Below are 22,468 nucleotides of genomic sequence, written 5' to 3' on the forward strand. Positions count from 1 at the left end.
TCAGGTCAAGAACAATCTGACTAATTTTGAAAACAGATATAAGGTAATTTACTAAAGTTATACAAAGTTAAATTTTAACCTTAATAACATATCTACAGAACCAAAACACAAAAAATACAACCAAAGCAGACTTTACAAAATGGTTTATACCAGTACTGAAGTCATTCTCTGCTTTTACAAATTCCTGCATGAGTAAAGGCATCCAAAGAACAATTGTGGGTGTAGTAATACTATACTTATAGATTCTAGTAATAATTAAATTTAAAGAAAAACCAAAAATTGCCATAAATACTATACCTCCCCAGAAGCTGTAATTTGCGTAAGCTTCACCTAACACACTAAGATTCATACTTACCGTGTCTGGTAAATATTGGCCAGTAAATCTTTCAAAATGAGAGTGTCCTCCTGCCTGAATCTTATCTGGCGCAAGAAACCTAGGTAGCAAGCTTCCTTTCAAAGCTGTGGATATTGTTTCACCTTCAGCATATGGTTCACCATATGGGACCCAACGCATAATAGCGGCTATAATCCAACCTTGATTTAATCGGTATAAAGCATTATCTAATACTAAAGGATTAAAAAGTAGGTCAACATTGGTGATCCTATCACTGAGCATTGTGTAAAACACTTCGGCTTTATTACTGCTTCCCCCATACCAGATATTATTCCTATAATCACTTTTGATAGACTGAAGGGCAAGAAGGAAAAAAACAGCCAAAAACATTGCAGCAAGCTTTTGCCACATTTTGATTCTGAATTTGATAAGAATAATTATAAATAAGAAGGCTACCCAAAGTACCAGGTCATGAAACATTCCATAGTTTATCGATTCTAACAAAAGCCACCCCATTACAAATACCAGAATAGGTATTCTGTATTTATGGTTTGAAAGCAAAAGATAATAAGCACCAATAAATCTAAAGCTCCTTAAAATATAGAAGAGAAACGCTAGAGATGAGGGTAAAAATGAATCAATAAAAGATGCAACAACACCAACAGTTACTATCCATATACCTACATTTGAGCTTAGTTCTATATTTAAATACTCGTTAACTCTTTTTGGTAATGAATTAAATGCTACATTACTGTCTTTAGAAATGGGAATTAATAAAAATAGAAAATATGTAAAGGTGCCTAAAAGTGCGTAGGGTAAATAAACGATCTCAGGCACAAACATCCTGTAATAGATATTAGATACTGGAAAATAATAATTTAAAACAGGAGCAAGTAACCACTGAGCAGATGCAATTAGTAATATCAGCCCTTTAATAGAGAAATTTTTACCTAAATCGTATATAAACTTATAAGCAGCAAAAATAAAGATCGTTACACTTATAATTGCTTGAATTGTAAAAGAGGTGAAAGCAAGCAAGTATAAAAATGCAGTTAAAATAATAAGAGATGTATAGAGATATCTATTAGAAATAACCATTCGTTAAGTTATATACATATGTTGTATAGTAAATTATTTTGCAACACTTTAAGAACTTATACTACTTGAGTAATAAACGTTCAACTGATTGACAAACAGCCTCAAAATTCCAATTATTTATCAAATCCTGAGATGCACTCCCCATCAATTTTAACTCTTCAGGATTAAGAAGAAAGTAATTTAGTTTCTCTAACAAATCCTTGAGATTATTAGCTTCAAAAACAAAACCGTTGCTGCTATCTTTAACCAAATCTATTGCACAGCCACATTTATTACTTACCAAAACAGCTTTAGCGCATGCCATTGCTTCATTTACGGCTAAGCCCCATGTCTCACCCGGGCCTGAAGAAGGCAATACAAATACATCAGCAAGTTCATAAACAAAAGGCATTACTGTTTGATTCTGAAAGTCAACAAAGTGTACGTTACTTACACCCTGGCACTCATTTTTTACCCTTTCCTCTAACGCTCCATTTCCAACAAAAACTAGTTGAGTTCTTTTGCTATTTAATAATTTAAATGCTTTAGCAAGTAGAATAGGATCCTTTTTATTTTCCAACTTCCCTGCAAACAGAAATACTATATCACTATCAACTATATTTAAGTTTGATCTACTGATTATGTTATTTCTATAGTCGTTATTACGTAGCGATCTACGAAACCTATCGTTATCAATAGCATGCGGTGCAAAAATCAATTGTTCAGGCTTCAAACCACAACTCAAGAAGTACTCCTTGTTTTTTTGGCCCACATATAAAGCATTATCAATATGTCTATAAATCCAAGTTAGTAACAATCTCCTTAGGTACTTTTTAAAACCCTTCTTTTCGTCAAGTAAGGTAGAATCTCCTCTAAAAAACACAGGAATTCTATTATGGAAGGATCTAATTACTTTAAGATGACTTTTAAAATTCCATCCAAATATTAAAACAGCATCAGGATTAAAAGCATTTATTTCAGTAACAAGAGATGGATTGTCTATTCCTCTAAAGTGATGTAATCCAGGTTTTGTTGCCACATTCGCAACAAATGAATAATTATAACCTTCTAATAAGGGAATATCCCAGCTTATCTCTCTTTTGAAATCATCGTCAAAAAAATTTTCCTTTGCTTGTTCCCATGTGTAAAACACCTTTATATCAACTTTTGCTCTATCTGTTAACATTTTAAAAACAGGAGCATTATATTGAATAGGGTGAGTTGTTATAATAGCTAACTTTTTCAAAATGCAGATCTCCTTAAAACTCTGTCAAAAACATCCGTTTGCCTTTGCGTCATGTGTCTAGAAGTAAATTTGGAAAAGGCACTCCAGTCAATGTTCAGGTGTAAATTCGGCTTATTAATTAACTCTTGTAGATTGTGGAAAGTCGCATTAATGAGCCTTTCAGTGTCGTCATTTTTTAAGTTAAATGTTACCGTCCTGCCTGCTCGGGTGCTGGTAATTATTTCGTTCACACTGCTATTCTCATGGAAGATAGTTAGGATGTTTTTCTTTGAAAGTATATAAGGATATAATTTAGAGGCAGTATAATTTATATCAGTTGAGCCAGGGACTATAAGTAAATCTGCTTCTGAAAGAAGGAAGAGTGCTTCAAAATAGGGTATTCTGTCAGTTACTTCATTTACTATATCATTTAACTGATACTTTTCCGCCAATGGTTTAATTGTTTCTGTACCCGTCCCATTTTTTGCATAGCTTGTGCCTATAAAGTGAAGCTTTATCTTAGAGAATAACGAATTGTCTTCACTTAAACCTCTCTCTATTGCTTTAAACAATATGTTTAATGAATAATGCAAATCGTAACCTCCACGGCCAACATACAGCAGATTTAAAATACCTTTATTTTTAGAAAAATACTTATTTATAAAGTTAATATTTTCAAGGACTTTCATATCAATTTCAGAAGCTCCAAAAGTTATAGTCTCCGATTCTGATTTTAAAGTTGAAGGGTACCTTTTATGAAAGGTATTTATGTATCCATCTGAAACAGCAATAATTCCGTCTGCATAAGGCACAGTAAAGCGCTCAAGGAAAGAATCTACCTTATATGCATATTTGAATTTAGGAGGTTGCTCATGTTTCGGTTTATCAAGATAAAAATCTTGTCTCCAAGGGTCTTGTATATCTAGAATAAATGGCTTTCTAAATAAGAACTTAAGTAACCTTCCTAACGCCATAACGGGAAAGGCTGTTGTAGAAATATAAATTAGGTCATACTTTTCTTTCCGAAATAGAGCGTAGCATTTCAATAAAAGCTGGATAAAGGATCTAAATCCTAGATTTCCTAAACCAAACTTTCTTGTATAAGAGCTCTTAAAAGCATTTACGCTGTAGACTGTAACATCACTTGGAACCGTTAAAAGTAAATTATTATCTATCGGTGCTTCTATAAACTCTGGCTTTACTGCAACAACAGTTGGAATCCAGCCAAATTCCTTAAAATAAGGAAGGCTCATACGAACACGCTGCATATCAGCTGTGTTAACTGGAGGAAAACAGGGTGAAACAATGAGTACTTTCTTCATTTTGAGAGAACGGACACAACTTTGTCTATAAACTTTTCCTTTTCCTTCTCCCAATTTAGCTCATTTAAAGCAATTTCTCTTGCATTCATACGATGGGTAACCAACAAATCAGGTTCATTAGCATACTGCCTTAATACATAAGCCAGGCTCTCGGGCTCTTCACTTCTAAATATAGAACCAACTGCAGGATAATCCTCCAAAAACTTTTTCTGTGCCTGTGTATCAGAAAGTACAAGTGCATTACCAGCTAATAAATAAGTAAATATTTTATTTGTTAAGCAGAACTCCCTGTTGAGACAACTTGGAATTTCACCTCCTACTCCAATGTCGTGTTGAGAAGCAATTTTAAAGATTTCAGCCTCAGCAACCGGAGGGTTGAATGTTATGTAAGACGATGGGGCAGCTGCTTCATCCGCTATTTTAAGGAGGTATGATTTCATTTCAGCGGATATATTTCCTAGGAGAGTAAGCGAAATAGAAACATCATTTAGAATGCCCATAGCTTTTATAATCGTTTCTATGCCTCTTCCCCTGCCGATAGATTGTGAAAACCAAAACAGCCTTAAAGTAGAAGAGCCATTGCTCGCTATAGGAGGATTTACTTTAGCCGAAAAAACATTGTTTATTATTAAAGGATTTAGCTCAGGGAATATTTCAGCATAGGCTTTGCCTATTAAAGGACTGGCAACAGAAAGGTAATCTAAATGTGGAAAATACTTATTTTCAATTTGTATGGTAAGCGTTTTTTCTACCCCCGAGGAATTGAATTCTTCCCTATGAAAATCTTCTGCGTCAAATCCCACTTTAGCAGCATTTAAACGGGCAGCTTTGACTGCTGCCGGTAGTGCTGCTAAATTATGTGCGACATATAAATCTGCTTTTTGTTTTATCGCTTCTTTAAGTAGCTCCTGACCAAATAGTGCTGTACTATAATCTGCAATATTAAACTTGTCACCTGTAATCTTATATAAAGCTACAAGAAGCTTTCTTCTAAACCTACTCCACTTATAGCTCCACCTCTGGCTTTCAATATGGTAACCTGCTTGAATAAACTTGATGGTGGGATGGGTGCGAAATAATTCTTCATCAAATTCATCAGCCCAAGGTGATATAGGAACGTAAATAACTGTAACATTATAACCATCATCGTTTAAAGCAACAGCTTCTTTAACTAAGCGAGGGTTAGCTGATGGTTGTCCTGATGAAACTAATACAATGGATTGCATTTATTTGCATTTTCTAGCAATCGTCGATTTACTGAATTTATATTATTAACTGCAAAATAATTCTCACGACTTGCAGAATATTCAATAGGATGTACAGAATTAGAAGTAAAATTATAATTGCATAATATGTAATTATAATTTTGGAGCTGCTCTAATAATTCTACCACACTTGTTCCTGAATTCTTTAAAGAATCATTGATTTCCAATTGTATAATATCTATCCTCTGATGAGCTAATAGATTACGAGCACCCTCTAATACATCCTTTTCAAACCCTTCAACATCTATTTTGACGTAACTAAAATTAGATAAATTATTTTTATCTGCGTAGCTATCTAGTGTTAAAGTTTCTACAAGTATGGATTCTGATTCTTCACTTTGCGCGATATGATTTTCTCCATCTAATCCAATAGTAAAATTCATTAACCCACTTAAGTTAGACAAAGCAGTATTATTAGCTATGATCACATCATTCAAAGAATTTAATTCTATATTCTTTATCAACCTGTTATAATTCATATGATCAGGTTCGAAAGAATGTACATTGCCAGATGTTAAAAATTTAGACATCCAGATACTATAAAAACCCATATTTGTTCCTATATCAACAATTTGATCGTGAGGTCTTACATAAGCCTTGATCAGATTAAATTCTTCCCAATCAACTATATAGTTATACATTAACCACATAGATTGAAAAGAATCATAATTAATTAAAAATACCCTGTCACCCCAGAAGTTGACTTTAATATCTTTTAATCGTGCAGCTCTTATAAATTTCCAAGTTATAAAGCGTTTGATTGCGAATATTGGATGCTTTTTATTATATGGAGAACTTAAGAGAATACGTAATGAACTATACATAGCTAACTAATTTTAGATATTTTTCTGTTATAACTGAAACATCAAATCTTTCTCTTGCCCGCTTTGCACAGCCCTTTCTATCAATCTGCTCTATCTTAGCTAGCGCACCTACCATTTCTTCCTTGGTAGGGACTACATACCCTGAAATTTCATTTTCAATAACCTCAGGAACAGCTCCACAACCGAATCCAATAACAGGAGTACCACATGCCATGGATTCAGCCATCACCATACCAAATGCTTCTCTTATATCTATCGGGAAGAGCATTGCTTTAGACTGTCTTAGATAAAAGTTCTTTTCTTCATCATTTACAGTTCCAACATAAATAATTTGTTCTCCATCTATATGCGGTTCGATTTCGTTTTTAAAGTATTCGAACTCAGATGGTATAGTAGAAATATTACCTGCTATAATTAATTTATTATTTGTGCTCTTAGCAACTTCTATCGCAATATGGCAACCTTTTACTCTATCCAGACGACTTAAAAATATAAGAGGAGCATCTGGCTCAACAGAATAAGAAGGTGTATACTTAGAGAAATCTATTGCATTATATACTGTAACCCATTTACCTGCGACACTACCTGTAGAAACGCAATCATCACTAGGAGCTGTAAACACTAAGTTTTTATGAGGCAGCTTTACTATTTTTCTAATATTACTACTGTCAATTTCGCGACCATAGGTCATAATTTTATTAACCTTATGGTTAAGAACTGGAAGTAAAAATAATAATCTCCCAAAATTGTGTATCATATCATAATTATTGCGGTGTTTCCAGAGAAATAGCCAAGCCTGTGGAATTGCTTTTAAAGCGTTCCATTTTTTTGGCGGGAAACCATCTTGCCCGAAGGAATAAACCACACACCCTTCCACAGCTGAACCAGGACTTACCAACAGATCCACTTTATGGCCTAACTTTTGGTATTGCCGCGCAAACATGTAAACCAATCGCTCGTGCCCTCCATATCCTTTAGGGGGTACCGCTATGCCTGGATCCATGATAAGTAGAATTCTCATAATAAATGGTGTCTAATGATCTGTGCAATTGGTAGAAACAATATCACAAGGTAAACTAAACAATGCAAAACTAACAAATTCACTTTCCTACTAACTTATAACAGTATTTTTTGACATCCAAAGCTGTTCTCCAGCCTAACGTATTATCTAATATTCTTAAGAGTTTGCCTCCAGGTAAATTAACAGTTGAACTGCCTAATTCAATCGCTTTCTGCTCTGCTTCAAGAGCTAACTTAGGATGTTGTATGTAATGTCCATATGCATACTCTATATACTTGTTTGCCATTGCTAATCTTGCTCTTTCAGAGTCTTCTAAATCTAAGGTGTAGCCTTTGATAAGATCTATAGCCTTCAATGCGGAAGATGCAGCAGGTTCAGAATTATTTGCCGAAACCGAAGTATAAATACCTGATCTATAGTATACTTTTGCAGTAGAGCAATAAAGTACTTCCTCTGAATAAGTAAGAAGTCTGGAAAAAAACTCTCCATCTTGATTACGTTTAAGGCTTTCATTCCAAAGTCCGCCCTTCTCAATCAGAGGCCTAGGTGTTAACCAACAACCTGTCATAGACATTCGATCATATATAAGCCATTCTGCCGGACTAAGATCTCTTTGTATATCCTCATGAGGCTCCCATCTTATATCTTCACTGATTGAGTTATAAAATCTCCCCCATTGGCAATGGATTATATTTTTTAATGGAGCTCTGCTAGTCAGTAACTGTTTAATTTGGAGCTCTATTTTATCAGGCGCTAGTACATCATCTGCATCCAAGAATTGAATATAATCTCCTTTAGAAACACTAAATCCATGATTTCTAGCAGCACAGGCTCCTAAATTAGCCTGTTTAACAACTTTAAGATTATCCCCTTCAAATTTGGAAACAATATCAAGGGTATTATCAGATGATCCGTCATCAACAATTATCAATTCAATGTTACTCCACGTTTGATTCAAAACAGAATTTATAGTTTCCTCTATATATTTAGATGAATTAAACACAGGAATAATGACGGATACTGTTTCTATCATAGGCGAAAGAGAACTTCTAGAAATTGAGTAATTAAATTAAAAAGACTTTTGGGATTCTGTTTTATTAACAATAAATTTCACCAAATCTTCGCATCTGTCATATTGATGCACAACAGCCGATTTATAACCATTTGCATTATATATAAAATCTTCATCAAAACTGTAATCTGTTTTGCTCAGAGCAGACAGCGTTAATACATGTTCTTGTTTGGAGTGTATGTGGGGCTGTTGTATCTTATTAGTGTGGATCAAGACATTAAACAATCCTTGATCTATTCCTTTAATATCAAAAGGTAGATTATTCTCAGGTACAGAAAGTAAAAAGGTTTTTAAAAAGCTGATTGTACTTTCATGATCACCCAATATAGTACCGGAACAAAAGATTCCTTTATTTCTTATTCTGAGGTAGTTAAGATAGCTCGTTGACAGCTTAACCCATTGATTGTTGTACCACCTATCTTTTATACATTGAGTAATGTTTTCCTGAAAAACATGTAGCCCTTTTTGACAATTATCAAAAGGGTTAGATTGAAAAAAGACATCACGAGAATCTGTTAAAAAGACTTTACGAAACTGGTTTTTCTGCAGAATTAACAAGTAGATTGCATAACGACCTAATTGACAATGATAAGTTCTTGCAAATTTTAGTAGCACTTCATCATCTGAAAAATTTGATCCTGATAAAGCATCTTTAATACTAATAGAAGTTCTTCTTCTGCTAAAACTAGTAAACAACTCTCTAATACTTAACTTGTATTTAATTGAATCAACTTTGAGTCCTTTGATGATAACTTGTTCTATAGAGAAACGGAAGGCTTCTAAAGGGGGAGTAATTCTATTATTTACAATGAGAAAAACGACACCATCAAACCCTGTAGCATTTAGGGAATTTAAAAAAACCTTAAGGTCTTTATACTCATAATTCAAAGCCAAGGTAATGACTGCATCTTTTTGCATTACTGTATATATTTAGTTTGAAAGTTAATCCGTCAATATTCCAAATTTTAACTGATCATGCGTCAAGAATTACTAGAAAACCTAGATGAACTATGGAATATTCTAAAAAGGTTTATATTTGAACGTTTTACCAATTTTAGCCTCTGTACAAATCCTAACCCCATAGGATTCTTGATCATCGTCACTAGCTGATTCCTTCTGATTTTATCTAAAATGAAAGCTTTGTTTTTACCTGATAAAGAACAAAGCTCTATATACTTCTCAGCAATAAATAAATAATCCATAACATACCGACTATGGCTACTCATTTCTTGACCTTCATGTACCCTATTCCAAATAAGCCCCTGGGGCATTAACACAATTGGGTACGAAAGTGATAGCCTATGCCATAATTCGAAATCTCCCACCATTCTCTGATTGTAAAATCCTCCTTGGGTCTCGAAAATGTCTTTCTTAATAATGGAAGACAAAGGAGCTCTATGAAAAATCGGCACATTTTTCAAGTAGTTAAATTCATAAGCTTCTTTAGGTGAAAGACAAATTGGAAAAGGTTTTTCAGAATAAGGCGCTATGGTACACAGACCAAATCCAGCTTCAGGATGCTGCTCCATCATACTCACCATTACCTCAAGGCCATGTGAATAAATGTAATCATCAGCGTCAACATACTTTAAATATTTACCCTTTGCATAAAAAGCAGCTCTATTACGATTAGCATAATCACCAAGATTATAATCATTTAGATGAACTTTCACACGAGTATCTCTAGCGGCATAACTTCTGGCTATCGAAAGAGTTCTATCCTTTGAGCAGTCATCAACAATAATTAGCTCAAAATCTGTTAAAGTTGAATCAAGGACACTTTTTATTGCTTGTGCAATGTACTTCTCTCTGTTAAAAGAAGTCATTAAAACACTTACGAGAGGTTTATTCATTAGCAATTTCTATTAATTGCGATAATAGAGTTTTATGTATATTAACATCTAAACTTTGTAATGCATGGTGGAAGGCATTATTCCCTAATAATTTCCATCTGTCCCTAATCTGCCATGCTTGCTCTAAGGCACAATCTAGAGCCTGTTCAGAAAAATCATCTACAAGAAATCCTGTTATACCATTCTTCACAAGCCTTTCATTATCCCCTACCCTTGTAGTAATAGCTGGTCTTCCAAGCAAGTTAGCCTCAATTAAGGCTAGAGGCAGGCCCTCTGCAACAGAAGGTAATATAAACATATGATTATTTGTCCAAACTTCCTTTAAATTTTCAACTTGCCCATGCATTTTAATACTTTCATCTAAACCAAGTTTTGAGATCAAATTATGAAGCGCACCAGCATCTGGTCCCTCACCGTAAAGATTAAGTTTAATATTTCTGTTCCTCCATTTACTACTATGGAGTAACTTAACTATTAAATCCTGCCGTTTAACTTTAAAGTTTATTCGCGCCACACAAGCTAAGTGATAATAGTGCTCGTGTGGCCATAAAAGCTCTTCGGTATGCAACTTTATTGGATTATTTATTATACAAGCATTTTCAATCTTTCTACCAATAGTTGCCTCTGAAGCCATTCTGTTGCGCTCTGATACGAAATAAAACCGGTGAGTCAGATTAAAAAGCGCTCTTGCTCTACGAATTACACTGTCATTCAGCTTTGCTTTATGCTCTACATGAAATTGAGAAATAAGGACAAATGGAATCTTGCTTCTGGTTAAAAAGTTATACATCATCACCTGAGAAGCAGCATCATATGTGCCTCTTTGACTAACAATAATCAAGCTTGGCCTAAAACCCTTTAATTTGATAAATGTATTTAGCCATGGAATGATGCACTTAATTTTAAAACTAAGTTTTTGTACGAAAGTAGCAGGTACATTATCTTCTCTGACATGTATATCTGCCCCTAATGCTATAAGTTCAGCCATTTTGGTGTGCCTTAGGTAAGACTTATCTGCACTTATCAAAATTGGGATATTATTTAAAAGTGCTTCTTTTGCGGTCATGTACCATAATACCTCGCTACCTCCGTATTCACCACTTTGGGTTGCAATAAAACAAAGCCTCATACTTGCCTAATTCTTATCCAGTAATACAAAGCTTTAGATTTATTTAGCATGCTAACATTCTTGTTGCTTAGTATATATTTCCACATAAGCCTAGCTCTATCTGAAAAATTATTTACATGTTTATGTAGGTGAAAAACTAACTTATAGGCGCTAATCATATAGGCATGAGAAATTATTGCTCCGTTTTTTTGGGTGCATCTGGGCAGATTCTCTCTAAAATCTTCATGTATTTCCATTGTAGCGCAAAACCATTCCCCGTTAAAACTGCCCTTAGATAAGTGGAGAGTTTTAATACCTTTCGCTACAACAATTCTTTTGGAAGTGCCAAGGTGTAGAGAATAGTACAAATCATACCCATGGTAACCGGTACGATCTGGAAATGGGTTGTCTTTCCAGATTGATTTGGTTGTAACCATTAACAAACCATCTATTACTACTACTTCTTCCCAGTCAGAATTACTATTTTCCCTTGTATCAGTAACTTCATTAATGAGGCCTGATACATAAAACTCTTGAGGAGTATCAATCCAGGAACCTGGCAAATCCGTTTTTACGATGGCACCACAGGCACCTATAAGCCCTATATCACTATCAGAACTAAAAATATTTTTTAGTGCAGTTCCCCAGTTGTTAGAATAGAAAAAAACGTCCTCATGCATGAAACACAGTATATCAAACTTAGCCTGGGCAGCTCCTGCATTGTATGCTGTAAAAATAGAATATTTGTTTTTACTGTTATCTATAGCAATAACTTCATGAGGGCAACCAACTGTTTTGCTTATATTAGCTTCAACTCTTTTTAAATTTGAGTTGTTAACGGAGCAAATTATAATTGAGATCATATGATGGCAATTCTAGCTCACAAGTTCCTCAAGTAAATGGACAATTTTCTCAACTTGATTTGAAACTGAGTACTCATCTAAAACACGTTTACTTGCTGTTCTCCCCATTCCATTCTTTTTTTCTAAACTATTACTCAACTCTACTATGGCCTTAGCCATTTCAGAAGTATCAAGATCAGGAATTACGTATCCAGCATCATTTTTTATAAAAGTGGATAATCCTTCAGCACCTTCAAAGCAAACGATTGGTATTTGATATAAAGCTGCCTCCAAAGCAACAATCCCAAATGCCTCCTCCCTTGACATCAAACAAAAAACATCAAAAATAGAAAAATACTTTTCTGGAGTTGGAGTAGCACCAGTAAAAATAACCTTAGCTTCGACACCGCTAAGCTTCAGTTCCATTTCAACCTCTGCTCTTGCTTTAGCATTTAAATTGCCAACCCATACAAGATAAAAATTTTCTGCTGCAGCACTCTTTTTTAATTGTTCTGCAAGCCTGATAAACAGATCCCAGCCTTTACGCCATTCAACTGTTCCTGCACTTCCAATTATAAAACTGTCAGTAGGTATGCTCAACTCAGCTTTAACTGCCACTCTATTAAATTCTTTACTGTTGATATGCAAGGGAAAACATTTTGTTTCCTTTACTATGGCAGGGTTAACTTTTAAAGTTTGAGTTAGATACTTTGTTACAGAAGGCGAAGAAGTAATGTAGTGGTTTGTATGCTCTTTGACTAACTCTAGATTTTCTTCTCCTAAACTTTTGACAACATATGCTAGCTCATGCATATGTGTCACGACTTTCATGTTTAAATCCTGTAGAAATTTTAAAATGCTACCGTTAGCTGAAGTATTGGAGTATATAACATCAACATGGAGTCGTTTTATCTTCTGTTTAAGAAACCAATGATTACAATTGAAACCTCCAATTTTAATTTTATTAGCTAATCTAGCTGAGATAAAATTCAGAGACCTATCAAATAAAAAGGTAGTTCCTAAAGCTTTGAAGTCGTTAAGAAGAGGGCCTGACGCTCTTAACAGGAAAAAGAGCTCCCAGTCGGTGTTCTGTTTGAGGTATCTGCACAGACTTAACAGGTATAGAGGTGCTCCGGTCCTGGATGCATTATGTGAAATAAAGAGTACTTTCAATTTTATTTTATTACTGATGTAAATCGTTGCAGCTGCTTAATCAGGTATGTAAACTGTAGCTTTTCACTTTTATCCAGAACATATGAAGCTTATAGATTAAGAATCTATAATTGAACTCTCTGACTGGCTTTTTATAGAAATAGCGAATAAGAAACCAGTCTCGTACAGCTTTCATGTGCTTACATGAATTGGCCCAGTCAGCTGATTTGTTATTTCCATCAAAGTAAAAAGTGCCTCCAAGAAAATCCTTGTATTGGATATTTCCGAACAAATAGGCTCGAATTAAAAACCAATAATCCATTGCATAGTGGTTATTAACAGGAAAAAGCCCGGTTTTATACTGAAGACCTTTACGGTATGCATAAGAAACTGGGTTTAGAGGAAATCTGCAGGGATTGTAACGAAGAATTTCTTTTAAGGAGGTACTTGGTGTAGTATATATTTCTTTTCCGGAATTTATACTTAGCAAATTCATCACTAGCATATCAGTTTCTGGTGATGAGATAAAATGATTAGCTACAAAAGAAAACAGACCATGATTAAGTTCGTCATCAGCATTGAGGTAGATAATTATTTCTCCTGAGCTTTCTTTAAAACCTTTATTCATTGCGTCAGATTGCCCTCTATCCGACTCTGACACCCATTTTAAGTGGTTATATTTTTTTAAAACTTCTACTGTGCCATCTGTACTACCACCATCGATAACTATATGCTCCCAATTATCATAATCTTGTTTTAAAACAGAATGTATAGCTCTATCAATATACAGAACTGCGTTATAACATATCGTTATCACACTAATTTTCATTCCTTAACCTTCATATTTTAATTGTGCACTATCAATAAACTTCTTCCAAAATTCAGGATCATACTTTTCCCAGGCATGGCAACCAAATGGGAGTTCTTCATTGTTTAATTGGTAAAGATACTTAGGATTAACTTCAAAGCTAAATTTGATAGCGTCACCAACACCTGCTATATTAAATTCTTGAAAAGTAGCAGGTATGTATCTTCCCCAAAAAATATCTTCATAAGTTTCATCTGATTTGGACAGCTTGAGGATATATTTTTGATTGTTAATTCTAAAAAGCATCTTAAGTAACAACAACCTTGTTACCCATTTTAGGAACGGTAACCTATTATATAGTACGGTATTCTCACAACTTTCTAATATCGGTAATATTAACTTTAGTTTCTTTAATACCTTTATTGCAGATGAGATTTTATGAAGCGAAAAGCCACCATTACCAACACCTATTAATGTTGTAGAACTGTTATCTGTTAAGCCTTCTAACCAGGGAGCACCAATATAATCATAGTCTTTTCTACACCAGTATTCTAGTTCATCTTTAAAAACATAGGCGTCTAACTGGTAAATCAGAAGGTGTGAGTAAGATTTGAAATGTTCATAAAAAAAAAGAGACTTCAATAGCTTATTATAACCAGGAATATCTGCAAAATATTGGTTATCAAAAGATGCCACATTCACAGTTTTATTAGCAGACTGATGTATAAACTTTTTAATCGATGGCCAATCAAGATTATGTGGACCTATTAAACAAATAGGATGATTAGAAAGTATCTCGCAACACTGTATCATAGAGAGCAATTCAGTACCTAACCACATGTTAAGCTCTTTGTAAACAGGAATAATTACAATTGGAGATACTTCACGCATACACTTACTATTTTTAAGCTTAAAGAAAATAGTTTTTCAGTGATATTAATTTACTTGCTATCGAATGTATACGGCTAGAGTTAATTAGTTTAAGTTTTGCCTTTAGATCATATACTTCTGCTTTATAATGTTCTATTTCTTTTAAGAAATCATAAGTAAAATCAGTATAGATCTCTTTATTCCTTGTTATTAATTGTCTTACTGTAGCTTCTTCATTACCTCTATTTGTCAATTCTGTAGTTCTAGAAATGCTTTTCTTTCGATAAAAGAAAACTACTTCATTTAACTTAAGCACTTTAGAGCCCGGTTTTAAAAGCCTTAACCATAAATCCCAATCTTCTAAACCGTGAACCATTTCTGAAGAATATTTACCGACTAATTTAAAGTCATTTTTCCTAAAAATTGCAGAACAGTATATAATATTCATATGAAGTAAACTAAAATAACTATAAGAAGGAAGATCCCATTTACATGTTAGATCACCAAAAAATTCAGCTTCTCCATAAACCAACTTTAGACCTGGGTTCTCGTCAAAAGCCTTAAGAGCTAATTCTAAATAATTAGATGAAATTTTGTCGTCGGCATCAAGTGGTAAAATAAATTCGCCTTTTGCTAAATCAATTCCACTGTTACGAGCTAAAGAAACACCTTTATTTGAGGAATAAAGATATTGGAATCTTTTATCAATAGATGTATAATGCAATGCAACCTCTTCAGTATTATCTTTAGATCCATCATTAACAATTATACATTCCCAATTTGGGTAAGTTTGTAGCAATAAGGATTCAAGAGCTTCCGTTAAAAATTGTGCTTGATTATGACATGGGACTATAACTGATATTGATGGGGACATAATGTAAGAACCATTTTACTAGTCAGATAAATATGAATAATGTAGATAAAATTAACTAGATATAAGATCAACTAACCTCTATCTTATCTATAGTATAAAGTAATTTATCTATATCAATTGTTAAGTTGCATCCTTTTCCTTCTATAACATTATCACTATCTGGATTACCGAATAAATAAAAGTATTTTAAACCAATACTGTCTGCGAGGTGCCAATAACATTGGTTGTGGTATATTTTATCCCTTCTAAATTCTAACACAGCGGCACCTCTTGGCATTAAAAGCATATTTACAAGGCCAGCACCATGTATAGAAACCATTATTTTAGTACTAGATGCTAAAAGGAACTGGTCGTATAGTGAAAGTTCTTCGAATCTAATTATCTCGAAGCCTCTACTCTTCAATACTCTAATAACCTCTAATTCATTTAAAACTTTACGATTGATAGCTCCCTCTCTTGTTATATAAACTTTTTTATAAGCAGCAGCTAATTGATAATCATATTTTCTCCTAAATGCTTCACTGATATTCTGAATTATTAAATCATTTATTCTACCTGTACTACAAGGTAGAGAAACAATTGATAATTTTTTAAACAAGAAGATTTCATCTGGTTGGATAAAAACAAAAGCTTTAGGCTTTAACTCAAGAAGATCTAATATTTGTAAGCCAACTTCACTAATGTATTGATTATTGGGTAAGATGATTTTATACTCATGGATTTTTGATTTTATTAACCAAAGTCTGGCTACAACTTCAATAAGCCAGTGATAATGATTAGAAGACCATTCATCATAAACGAGTAGATATTTGCTGTTATCTAAAATAAATTTCTTTTTTTTAGACAATAAGTCATGAATTATAGTTGAGGTTTTAGGTTTAAAAATCTCATGAACAAGAGTAGATGAGTCAAGTTTAAACAGATATTTATATACAATACCTTTGTAACTTAAACTACAGTATTGATGAGTTTTAAATACTACATCATTTGTATCATATTCAAACTCATATTTACAAAAATCAAGTTCTCCATCAGTGTAGTTCTGTGGTTTTTTACGTTTTATTCTATACTTGTTCAACAAGCTATAATTATCTACAGAACTCATAATCAAACTAAACTTATCTGTAAATTGGAATATTAGTAAAACTAGAAGAAAAAGAGTCCATTAAAATTTAAGCGTTTAAAGCCTTTCATCAATGAAGTAACCATTAGCAATCAAATAGCCTATCATTTTGTAGTGTTTGTTCGTTAGATAGTTTACTAAAGGATGCTGACTGGAGCTTCCTAAGTCAAAATCATGTACTTCAACTACTATAAGCTTTGGTCTATATTTGTCTAAATCTAATGATTTTAAAACGTTAAGATCATGTCCTTCTACATCGATTAATAGAAGGTCAACCTTTTCAACACTTGTTTCATCCAATATTTGGGTAAGTGTTTTAGTTACTACTTTATTCGATGTGTTCTTTGTCTTAAAGAACTCCTTGTTATGATTATAAAAGTCTTCATCTATAGAGTTAACTAAATCACTTTCAAATTCATAAACTGCTACTTCTCTTACAACATCAGAAACAGCTGAGACAACCTGTATGTCATCCTTTCGTTCAATTTTATGCAGAGAAACCAACTTTTTATTTAAATCAATTGTAATACCTCTCCAGTTCAGCAAATAGAACTTAAATGAATTTGAGTATAGTATAGGATGATTACATCCTACATCTACATAAACCCCACGATTTGTATTTAAAAACTCAAACAGAATATGTTTAATTGCTATGTCCTCACCCAATTGAGAATAGCTTTCAGAGAAGCTAATGTTAAGAAACCTCCTGAATAAATGATATAGCCTTAATTTAACTGCTGTTTTAAAGGATAATCGCTTAGGCTTTAGGAACATAGTGAGAAACTTGTATCAAACTAATTATTTAATAATTTAAAATAGCTTACAAATTGAAAAAGCTTTTTCTGAAACAGAAACAACTTAGAACTTGTAATTTTCTCTACTTCTAAAGTCACATCATGTAAATCTTTATAATCCTCAACAAATGTTGGGAAATGCAGAGAAAAAACTTCTTCACTCTCCTTGATTCTGACTGCTCTAAATTCTTCTTTTGAACTTATACCATCTAAAGTAAAATGAGAAACAATAAAAGGTACATGTTTATAAGAACAATTAAATTTATTTATTGCAAGCAAAAAGAACTCCCAATCAGAAACAATCTTAAAGGATTCATTATAGAGCCCTATACGATTGAATAGATCTTTTTTTATAAAAGTAGCTGGATGAGGCAAGGATTCTTTTAAAAAAAACTTAAAGGTCAGCTTATCAGGATAGGACTTACGCCAGGATTTTTCATCCTCTTTTATAATTAAATCTCCGTAAATTATATCCTCACCTTTTAGTGTACTAGCTATAGTGTTAAGTGTATTTTCATTATCCAAAGTATCTCCTGAATTTAAAAAAAGAATATAATCACCTTTGGCAGCAAAAATGCCTTTATTCATTGCATTATAAATACCATTATCAGGTTCACTCTTCCAGTAGCACACATCATTCTGATACTTTCTTATTATATCTACACTTCCATCAATAGATTCACCATCTATTATAATATATTGATAATTAATACACTTTTGTGACAGAATACTTACAATCGTTTTTTCTAAACCAAGAGCATTATTATAGTTGATTGTAATAATACTTATTTTCATTATGTAATATTAGATTATAACTTAATGCACCTAAACCATAAGAATAAAATTTATGCTTCAATCAAGGTTTAAACTTAAATATTCAACTTTCTAAATTAGTGTACAATAATATAGATAGTAATGGTCGAGGCACTTTTTAAAAGAAAAGGTGGTAAAAGGCAACTCATAAAATACAGTTAATGGACTACAGTAACCTTTTTGCTTTTGCACAAATAAGATTCTATAATATTACAAATATCGTCAATGTCATTATTTTGGAGGTCATAGTACAAAGGCAGCCTTACCAGACAATCTGTGTACATTTCTGATTGAGGAAGAAACCTTCCATCATGCTTATCAATAAAATATGGACTCTTCTCTAATGACAAGTAATGAAAAACAGCTTGTATACCATTTTCCTTTAGTGTCTTGATTAAACCAGACCTAAATTCTAAACATTTGCAAATAAGGTAGAACATATGTCCATTATTAGTAGCATAGTTTGGTATGAAAGGTAAATTTATATTACCATCTAACTCTAAGTTCAGCAAGTTATTATAGTATCTTTCCCATATTTTGATCCTTTTATTTTGTATTTGCTCTAAGTTTTCAATTTGAGCAAATAAAAATGCAGAAATAATTTCGGATGGTAAATAAGAAGATCCGATATCTACCCAGTTATATTTATCAACTTCACCGCGAAAGAATTGAGATCTGTTTGTTCCTTTTTCTCTAATTATCTCTGCTCGTTCTACAAAACGTTCATCATTGATAGCTAACATCCCTCCTTCACCACTTATTATATTTTTTGTTTCATGAAATGAGAAGGCAGCTAAATGTCCTATACTACCTAATGGTTTTTGATTATAATAACTATCTACTGCTTGAGCTGCATCCTCTATTACAAATAAGTTATATTTATCCGCTAATGCCATAATCTTGTCCATATCACAGGCAATACCAGCGTAATGAACAGGAACAATAGCTTTTGTTTTTGGCGTTATAAGTGATTCTATTAAATCTGCATCAATGTTAGGATTTAACTTATTACTATCAGCAAAAACTATTTTAGCTCCTCTCAAAACAAAAGCATTTGCTGTAGAAACAAAAGTGTAGGAAGGAACAATAACCTCATCGCCTGGTTGAATATTGATTAATATGGCTGCCATCTCTAATGCATCTGTGCAAGAGGTGGTTAAAAGTACTTTCTTAAACCCATACTTATCCTCAAAGAACTTGTGACACTGTTTTGTAAAAATTCCGTCACCTGAAATTTTACCGGATTCAACGGCCTGCCGAATGTATTCGGTTTCTTTTCCAGAAAAGTAAGGTTTATTAAATGATATCATAAGATAAGATTAAGTATGAACACTTTTTATTAATCTTGAAGGTACACCTACATAAACTCCTGACTCATTAATGTTTGAAATTACAACAGTACCTCCACCTGTTTGTACATTATCACATACAGTTATATTATTAATAACTGTAGTTCCTACACCCAAAAAACAACTCTTGCCAACAGTAACAAAACCAGAAAGTTTAACTCCAGGCCCCAAAAAGCAGCCACTATTAACTTCCGTATCGTGGGCTATAGAACAGCTAATATTTAATAAAACATTGTCTCTTATTAAAGCATTTCTATCAAACACGCATCCTGGAAACACAACAGTTCCAAAGCCTATTTCTGCAGATGGATCAACATATGCAGTTGGATGAACATAAGTTGCAAAAGGAATATCCGATGCAAATCTTTCATAAAGCTGCTGCCTTGCATTAATATTATTGTAACCAACGCCAATTAGTAGTTGGTCAAACACCTTCTTCTCAAAGTCACTATGTATATCATTAAAAGATCCTATAACAGCTCCATAGTCTGTAGTTGTACCCTTCTGCTGTATGTCATCATAGAAACCAGCAAAAGACATATTATCATCTTGATGAAGATAATGCGCAATATGTACACCCAACGTTCCTGCTCCGATTACTGCTATTCTTTTCATCTTAAGGACCTTTTATGGCAGTGATACAGAAATAATTTGGTAAAGGTAATTTAGTTTGATTACTCATTCTCTCTTAAAAAGCTTTTCATATACTTTGTTGCATTAGGCCCCTCATTGAAAAGTAAATCAAGTATACTTACTGCATGATCAAAGGGAGGGAATAGCTGTTTATACACTTTGTATCCACTATAATCCATCCATGTAACATTGACTTTCTCTGTTTTAAAAATTTCCTCATTTAAATAATTCTTAGCAGCTGGACCAGAAATATACTCACTCCCCATAGTATCTTTAACTAATCCTAATAGACGTTCACTCTTGCCCTCTCTTAGTTGAAAATTGCTAGAAAATGATATTTTAGTCTTTATATCCAAAAGATTACAAATAAGATTTATAAATATTAAATTTATGTTAGATAGTAATTCTTCTGAAGATGCTTGTTTATAAGCCTGCTGTACTATACCACTATAGTCAGCGAAATACTTAGATTTAGAATAGTATTGTGTGATCGTCTGAAAATGCTTTACAGCCCAGTCATTTCCCTCAACTTTAGTTTCATTAATTTTTTGAAAGAATTTACCCTTTACTTCAACAGGAACTGTAAGCCATAAAGGACCATTTGAAGTTTTAATTTTGTTTCTATTCCTCCAGTCCCTTTTAGTATATTGCATATCATCATAGATGATAAATTCGTCAACAGTATTTATAAGATCAAAATAGCCTTTCCAGGGAATGTAATTTGATTGAAGTATGGCGACTTTTTTCATGAAATCATATCAATTTGCTTAAGAACTTTTTCTAAAGTCACTAAAGATGCATGCTCTTGAACACTTTTTATTGCATTAGAAGAAAAAGATGCAAACGAATTAATATCTAAATTCAAAATTTTATTCATGCCATTAGCCATTTCTTTGTAATCACCTAATGGTGCTTTGAAGCCGTTATAATTATTTATTACCATATTATAAATAAGCCCCATTTCAAATCCTACAACAGGAGTACCACAGGCAAGAGCCTCATTAACCATCATTGGTCCAGTATCTTCTAAAGAAGAGCATACATAAACATCTGCAGCCTGATATGCTAAAGAAAGTAACCTATTGTCTTTGATAAAATCTACTGGAATAATATCAAAGGGAATCTGTTGTACAAGTTTATTTTGCTGAATATTCATTCCTGCAATCAAAACTTTTGTATTAGTTCTTATTACAACAGGTAGTTGGTTGTACAAATCTTTCAAGCTTTCTACAAATGCTGCAACTCCTTTTCGTTTCTCATCTGTATAAGTAACTCCACTAAAAATAACTTTTGAATTCGGGGAAATACCAAAAACTTGTTTAGCTATACCTCTATTGGAATTATTGAAAACTGAAAAATCAATCAGACCATTCAGAATTGGTATTGTTTCTTGATTTGTAAACAAAGAGGACTCTGATGCTTGGCGCTGTGACCATCCAGAACCAGCAATAACTTTAAAGTTACCGTCTAAAATATTTTTACTCTTATATAAATAATTTTGATTTGCTTTATACTTATGCTCTTTTGATAGAATAGCCGGGCAATTACTACAATCTAATGTATATCCTTTACAATCCCAAGCATAATGGCAACCTCCTGTAATTGGAGCCATATCTGTCATTAAGAAATAGACTTTGGCACCTGTATACTTTTGCAATTCCAAAGCAGTACCTGTACTTATAAAATCAGATACCCATGCTAATAATATTATCTCTGGCTTGAAAGGTAAGCATTTAAGTATAGATTCAGCTGAACTAAGCGAAATAGACTCATTTAAGTTAAAAAAGTAGTAATTCTCATCTAGTATAATTTCACCAGTATCAATCGATTTAGTCTTTCCCTTATTATCTCTCTTTAGATTAAATCTCCTATATATATTTTCAAAAACTGATATTCTTTCAACTTCTTTATTTTCAGTTCCTTTCTCTTCAACTCTAATAACAAATGAATCAAACTTGGTTTTATTTTTAACTACCAAACATGCCTCATCTCCAAGTGTCCGAATTGCTTTTGTAACCCTATAAGCAGATTCACCAGCACCACCGTGATCATTTGTTGCAAACACTACAATTTTTCTACTCATGGTTTTAATAATAAGAATCTTTAATT

The 22,468-nt window shown here is 33.1% G+C and carries 22 protein-coding genes; all 22 read right to left on the reverse strand.

Annotated elements, in window-relative coordinates; genetic code table 11:
- Nucleotides 1–67: 67 nt before the first annotated feature.
- Nucleotides 68–1,432, reverse strand: a complete 1,365-nt coding sequence (locus tag K0O23_RS08995; protein ID WP_219877091.1) for a hypothetical protein — start codon at nucleotides 1,430–1,432, stop codon at nucleotides 68–70.
- Between the two features lie 61 nt (nucleotides 1,433–1,493).
- Complete coding sequence (locus K0O23_RS09000; protein ID WP_219877092.1) at nucleotides 1,494–2,657, reverse strand: glycosyltransferase family 4 protein; 1,164 nt, start codon at nucleotides 2,655–2,657, stop codon at nucleotides 1,494–1,496.
- A complete protein-coding gene (locus K0O23_RS09005) occupies nucleotides 2,654–3,958 on the reverse strand; it encodes a glycosyltransferase family protein (RefSeq protein ID WP_219877093.1) in 1,305 nt (434 codons plus the stop codon). Before K0O23_RS09005 ends, K0O23_RS09000 begins: the two co-directional genes overlap by 4 nt.
- Nucleotides 3,955–5,184, reverse strand: coding sequence for a glycosyltransferase family protein (locus tag K0O23_RS09010; protein ID WP_219877094.1), 1,230 nt, complete (start codon nucleotides 5,182–5,184; stop codon nucleotides 3,955–3,957). Before K0O23_RS09010 ends, K0O23_RS09005 begins: the two co-directional genes overlap by 4 nt.
- Nucleotides 5,166–6,047, reverse strand: coding sequence for an FkbM family methyltransferase (locus K0O23_RS09015; RefSeq protein WP_219877095.1), 882 nt, complete (start codon nucleotides 6,045–6,047; stop codon nucleotides 5,166–5,168). Before K0O23_RS09015 ends, K0O23_RS09010 begins: the two co-directional genes overlap by 19 nt.
- A complete protein-coding gene (locus K0O23_RS09020; RefSeq protein ID WP_219877096.1) occupies nucleotides 6,040–7,068 on the reverse strand; it encodes a glycosyltransferase in 1,029 nt (342 codons plus the stop codon). The genes K0O23_RS09015 and K0O23_RS09020 overlap by 8 nt, the downstream gene beginning before the upstream one ends.
- Before the next feature lie 79 nt (nucleotides 7,069–7,147).
- Nucleotides 7,148–8,101: a glycosyltransferase family 2 protein gene (locus K0O23_RS09025; RefSeq protein ID WP_219877097.1), complete on the reverse strand. Its 954-nt coding sequence runs from the start codon at nucleotides 8,099–8,101 to the stop codon at nucleotides 7,148–7,150.
- A gap of 36 nt (nucleotides 8,102–8,137) precedes the next feature.
- Nucleotides 8,138–9,058, reverse strand: a complete 921-nt coding sequence (locus tag K0O23_RS09030) for a hypothetical protein (RefSeq protein ID WP_219877098.1) — start codon at nucleotides 9,056–9,058, stop codon at nucleotides 8,138–8,140.
- Between the two features lie 62 nt (nucleotides 9,059–9,120).
- Nucleotides 9,121–9,993, reverse strand: coding sequence for a glycosyltransferase family 2 protein (locus tag K0O23_RS09035; RefSeq protein ID WP_219877099.1), 873 nt, complete (start codon nucleotides 9,991–9,993; stop codon nucleotides 9,121–9,123).
- Nucleotides 9,986–11,059, reverse strand: coding sequence for a glycosyltransferase family 4 protein (locus K0O23_RS09040; protein WP_219877100.1), 1,074 nt, complete (start codon nucleotides 11,057–11,059; stop codon nucleotides 9,986–9,988). The genes K0O23_RS09035 and K0O23_RS09040 overlap by 8 nt, the downstream gene beginning before the upstream one ends.
- A 59-nt stretch (nucleotides 11,060–11,118) precedes the next feature.
- Complete coding sequence (locus tag K0O23_RS09045; protein ID WP_219877101.1) at nucleotides 11,119–11,964, reverse strand: glycosyltransferase; 846 nt, start codon at nucleotides 11,962–11,964, stop codon at nucleotides 11,119–11,121.
- Nucleotides 11,965–11,976: 12 nt separating this feature from the next.
- A complete protein-coding gene (locus K0O23_RS09050; RefSeq protein WP_219877102.1) occupies nucleotides 11,977–12,774 on the reverse strand; it encodes a glycosyltransferase family 4 protein in 798 nt (265 codons plus the stop codon).
- Nucleotides 12,775–13,156: 382 nt separating this feature from the next.
- Nucleotides 13,157–13,924: a glycosyltransferase family 2 protein gene (locus K0O23_RS09055; RefSeq protein ID WP_219877103.1), complete on the reverse strand. Its 768-nt coding sequence runs from the start codon at nucleotides 13,922–13,924 to the stop codon at nucleotides 13,157–13,159.
- Nucleotides 13,925–13,927: 3 nt separating this feature from the next.
- Complete coding sequence (locus K0O23_RS09060; RefSeq protein WP_219877104.1) at nucleotides 13,928–14,794, reverse strand: DUF5672 family protein; 867 nt, start codon at nucleotides 14,792–14,794, stop codon at nucleotides 13,928–13,930.
- 19 nt (nucleotides 14,795–14,813) lie between these two features.
- Nucleotides 14,814–15,647 carry a glycosyltransferase family 2 protein gene (locus K0O23_RS09065; protein WP_219877105.1) on the reverse strand — a complete coding sequence of 278 codons (834 nt, stop codon included), beginning with the start codon at nucleotides 15,645–15,647 and terminating at the stop codon, nucleotides 14,814–14,816.
- Nucleotides 15,648–15,714: 67 nt separating this feature from the next.
- Nucleotides 15,715–16,752 (reverse strand): glycosyltransferase family 61 protein, encoded by a 1,038-nt coding sequence (locus K0O23_RS09070; protein WP_219877106.1) that lies wholly within the window; start codon nucleotides 16,750–16,752, stop codon nucleotides 15,715–15,717.
- A gap of 75 nt (nucleotides 16,753–16,827) precedes the next feature.
- Complete coding sequence (locus K0O23_RS09075; protein WP_219877107.1) at nucleotides 16,828–17,544, reverse strand: FkbM family methyltransferase; 717 nt, start codon at nucleotides 17,542–17,544, stop codon at nucleotides 16,828–16,830.
- A 20-nt stretch (nucleotides 17,545–17,564) separates the two neighbouring features.
- Nucleotides 17,565–18,359, reverse strand: coding sequence for a glycosyltransferase family 2 protein (locus K0O23_RS09080; protein ID WP_219877108.1), 795 nt, complete (start codon nucleotides 18,357–18,359; stop codon nucleotides 17,565–17,567).
- 176 nt (nucleotides 18,360–18,535) lie between these two features.
- Nucleotides 18,536–19,687, reverse strand: a complete 1,152-nt coding sequence (gene rffA, locus K0O23_RS09085) for a dTDP-4-amino-4,6-dideoxygalactose transaminase (RefSeq protein ID WP_219877109.1) — start codon at nucleotides 19,685–19,687, stop codon at nucleotides 18,536–18,538.
- A 9-nt stretch (nucleotides 19,688–19,696) separates the two neighbouring features.
- Complete coding sequence (locus tag K0O23_RS09090) at nucleotides 19,697–20,341, reverse strand: acetyltransferase (protein WP_219877110.1); 645 nt, start codon at nucleotides 20,339–20,341, stop codon at nucleotides 19,697–19,699.
- Between the two features lie 59 nt (nucleotides 20,342–20,400).
- Nucleotides 20,401–21,108: a WbqC family protein gene (locus K0O23_RS09095; RefSeq protein WP_219877111.1), complete on the reverse strand. Its 708-nt coding sequence runs from the start codon at nucleotides 21,106–21,108 to the stop codon at nucleotides 20,401–20,403.
- Nucleotides 21,105–22,442 carry a glycosyltransferase gene (locus K0O23_RS09100; RefSeq protein WP_219877112.1) on the reverse strand — a complete coding sequence of 446 codons (1,338 nt, stop codon included), beginning with the start codon at nucleotides 22,440–22,442 and terminating at the stop codon, nucleotides 21,105–21,107. The genes K0O23_RS09095 and K0O23_RS09100 overlap by 4 nt, the downstream gene beginning before the upstream one ends.
- Nucleotides 22,443–22,468: the final 26 nt, after the last annotated feature.

The sequence above is a fragment of the Pontibacter aydingkolensis genome (genome assembly GCF_019443125.1).
Lineage (GTDB): Bacteria > Bacteroidota > Bacteroidia > Cytophagales > Hymenobacteraceae > Pontibacter > Pontibacter aydingkolensis.

Coding starts and splice junctions, on each gene's coding strand:
- K0O23_RS08995 (WP_219877091.1), bottom strand. CDS start 1,432: ATGGTTATTTCTAATAGATATCTCTATACATCTCTTATTATTTTAACT.
- K0O23_RS09005 (WP_219877093.1), bottom strand. CDS start 3,958: ATGAAGAAAGTACTCATTGTTTCACCCTGTTTTCCTCCAGTTAACACA.
- K0O23_RS09010 (WP_219877094.1), bottom strand. CDS start 5,184: ATGCAATCCATTGTATTAGTTTCATCAGGACAACCATCAGCTAACCCT.
- K0O23_RS09015 (WP_219877095.1), bottom strand. CDS start 6,047: ATGTATAGTTCATTACGTATTCTCTTAAGTTCTCCATATAATAAAAAG.
- K0O23_RS09020 (WP_219877096.1), bottom strand. CDS start 7,068: ATGAGAATTCTACTTATCATGGATCCAGGCATAGCGGTACCCCCTAAA.
- K0O23_RS09025 (WP_219877097.1), bottom strand. CDS start 8,101: ATGATAGAAACAGTATCCGTCATTATTCCTGTGTTTAATTCATCTAAA.
- K0O23_RS09030 (WP_219877098.1), bottom strand. CDS start 9,058: ATGCAAAAAGATGCAGTCATTACCTTGGCTTTGAATTATGAGTATAAA.
- K0O23_RS09035 (WP_219877099.1), bottom strand. CDS start 9,993: ATGAATAAACCTCTCGTAAGTGTTTTAATGACTTCTTTTAACAGAGAG.
- K0O23_RS09040 (WP_219877100.1), bottom strand. CDS start 11,059: ATGACCGCAAAAGAAGCACTTTTAAATAATATCCCAATTTTGATAAGT.
- K0O23_RS09045 (WP_219877101.1), bottom strand. CDS start 11,964: ATGATCTCAATTATAATTTGCTCCGTTAACAACTCAAATTTAAAAAGA.
- K0O23_RS09050 (WP_219877102.1), bottom strand. CDS start 12,774: ATGAAAGTCGTGACACATATGCATGAGCTAGCATATGTTGTCAAAAGT.
- K0O23_RS09055 (WP_219877103.1), bottom strand. CDS start 13,924: ATGAAAATTAGTGTGATAACGATATGTTATAACGCAGTTCTGTATATT.
- K0O23_RS09060 (WP_219877104.1), bottom strand. CDS start 14,794: ATGCGTGAAGTATCTCCAATTGTAATTATTCCTGTTTACAAAGAGCTT.
- K0O23_RS09065 (WP_219877105.1), bottom strand. CDS start 15,647: ATGTCCCCATCAATATCAGTTATAGTCCCATGTCATAATCAAGCACAA.
- K0O23_RS09070 (WP_219877106.1), bottom strand. CDS start 16,752: ATGAGTTCTGTAGATAATTATAGCTTGTTGAACAAGTATAGAATAAAA.
- K0O23_RS09075 (WP_219877107.1), bottom strand. CDS start 17,544: ATGTTCCTAAAGCCTAAGCGATTATCCTTTAAAACAGCAGTTAAATTA.
- K0O23_RS09080 (WP_219877108.1), bottom strand. CDS start 18,359: ATGAAAATAAGTATTATTACAATCAACTATAATAATGCTCTTGGTTTA.
- rffA (WP_219877109.1), bottom strand. CDS start 19,687: ATGATATCATTTAATAAACCTTACTTTTCTGGAAAAGAAACCGAATAC.
- K0O23_RS09090 (WP_219877110.1), bottom strand. CDS start 20,341: ATGAAAAGAATAGCAGTAATCGGAGCAGGAACGTTGGGTGTACATATT.
- K0O23_RS09095 (WP_219877111.1), bottom strand. CDS start 21,108: ATGAAAAAAGTCGCCATACTTCAATCAAATTACATTCCCTGGAAAGGC.
- K0O23_RS09100 (WP_219877112.1), bottom strand. CDS start 22,442: ATGAGTAGAAAAATTGTAGTGTTTGCAACAAATGATCACGGTGGTGCT.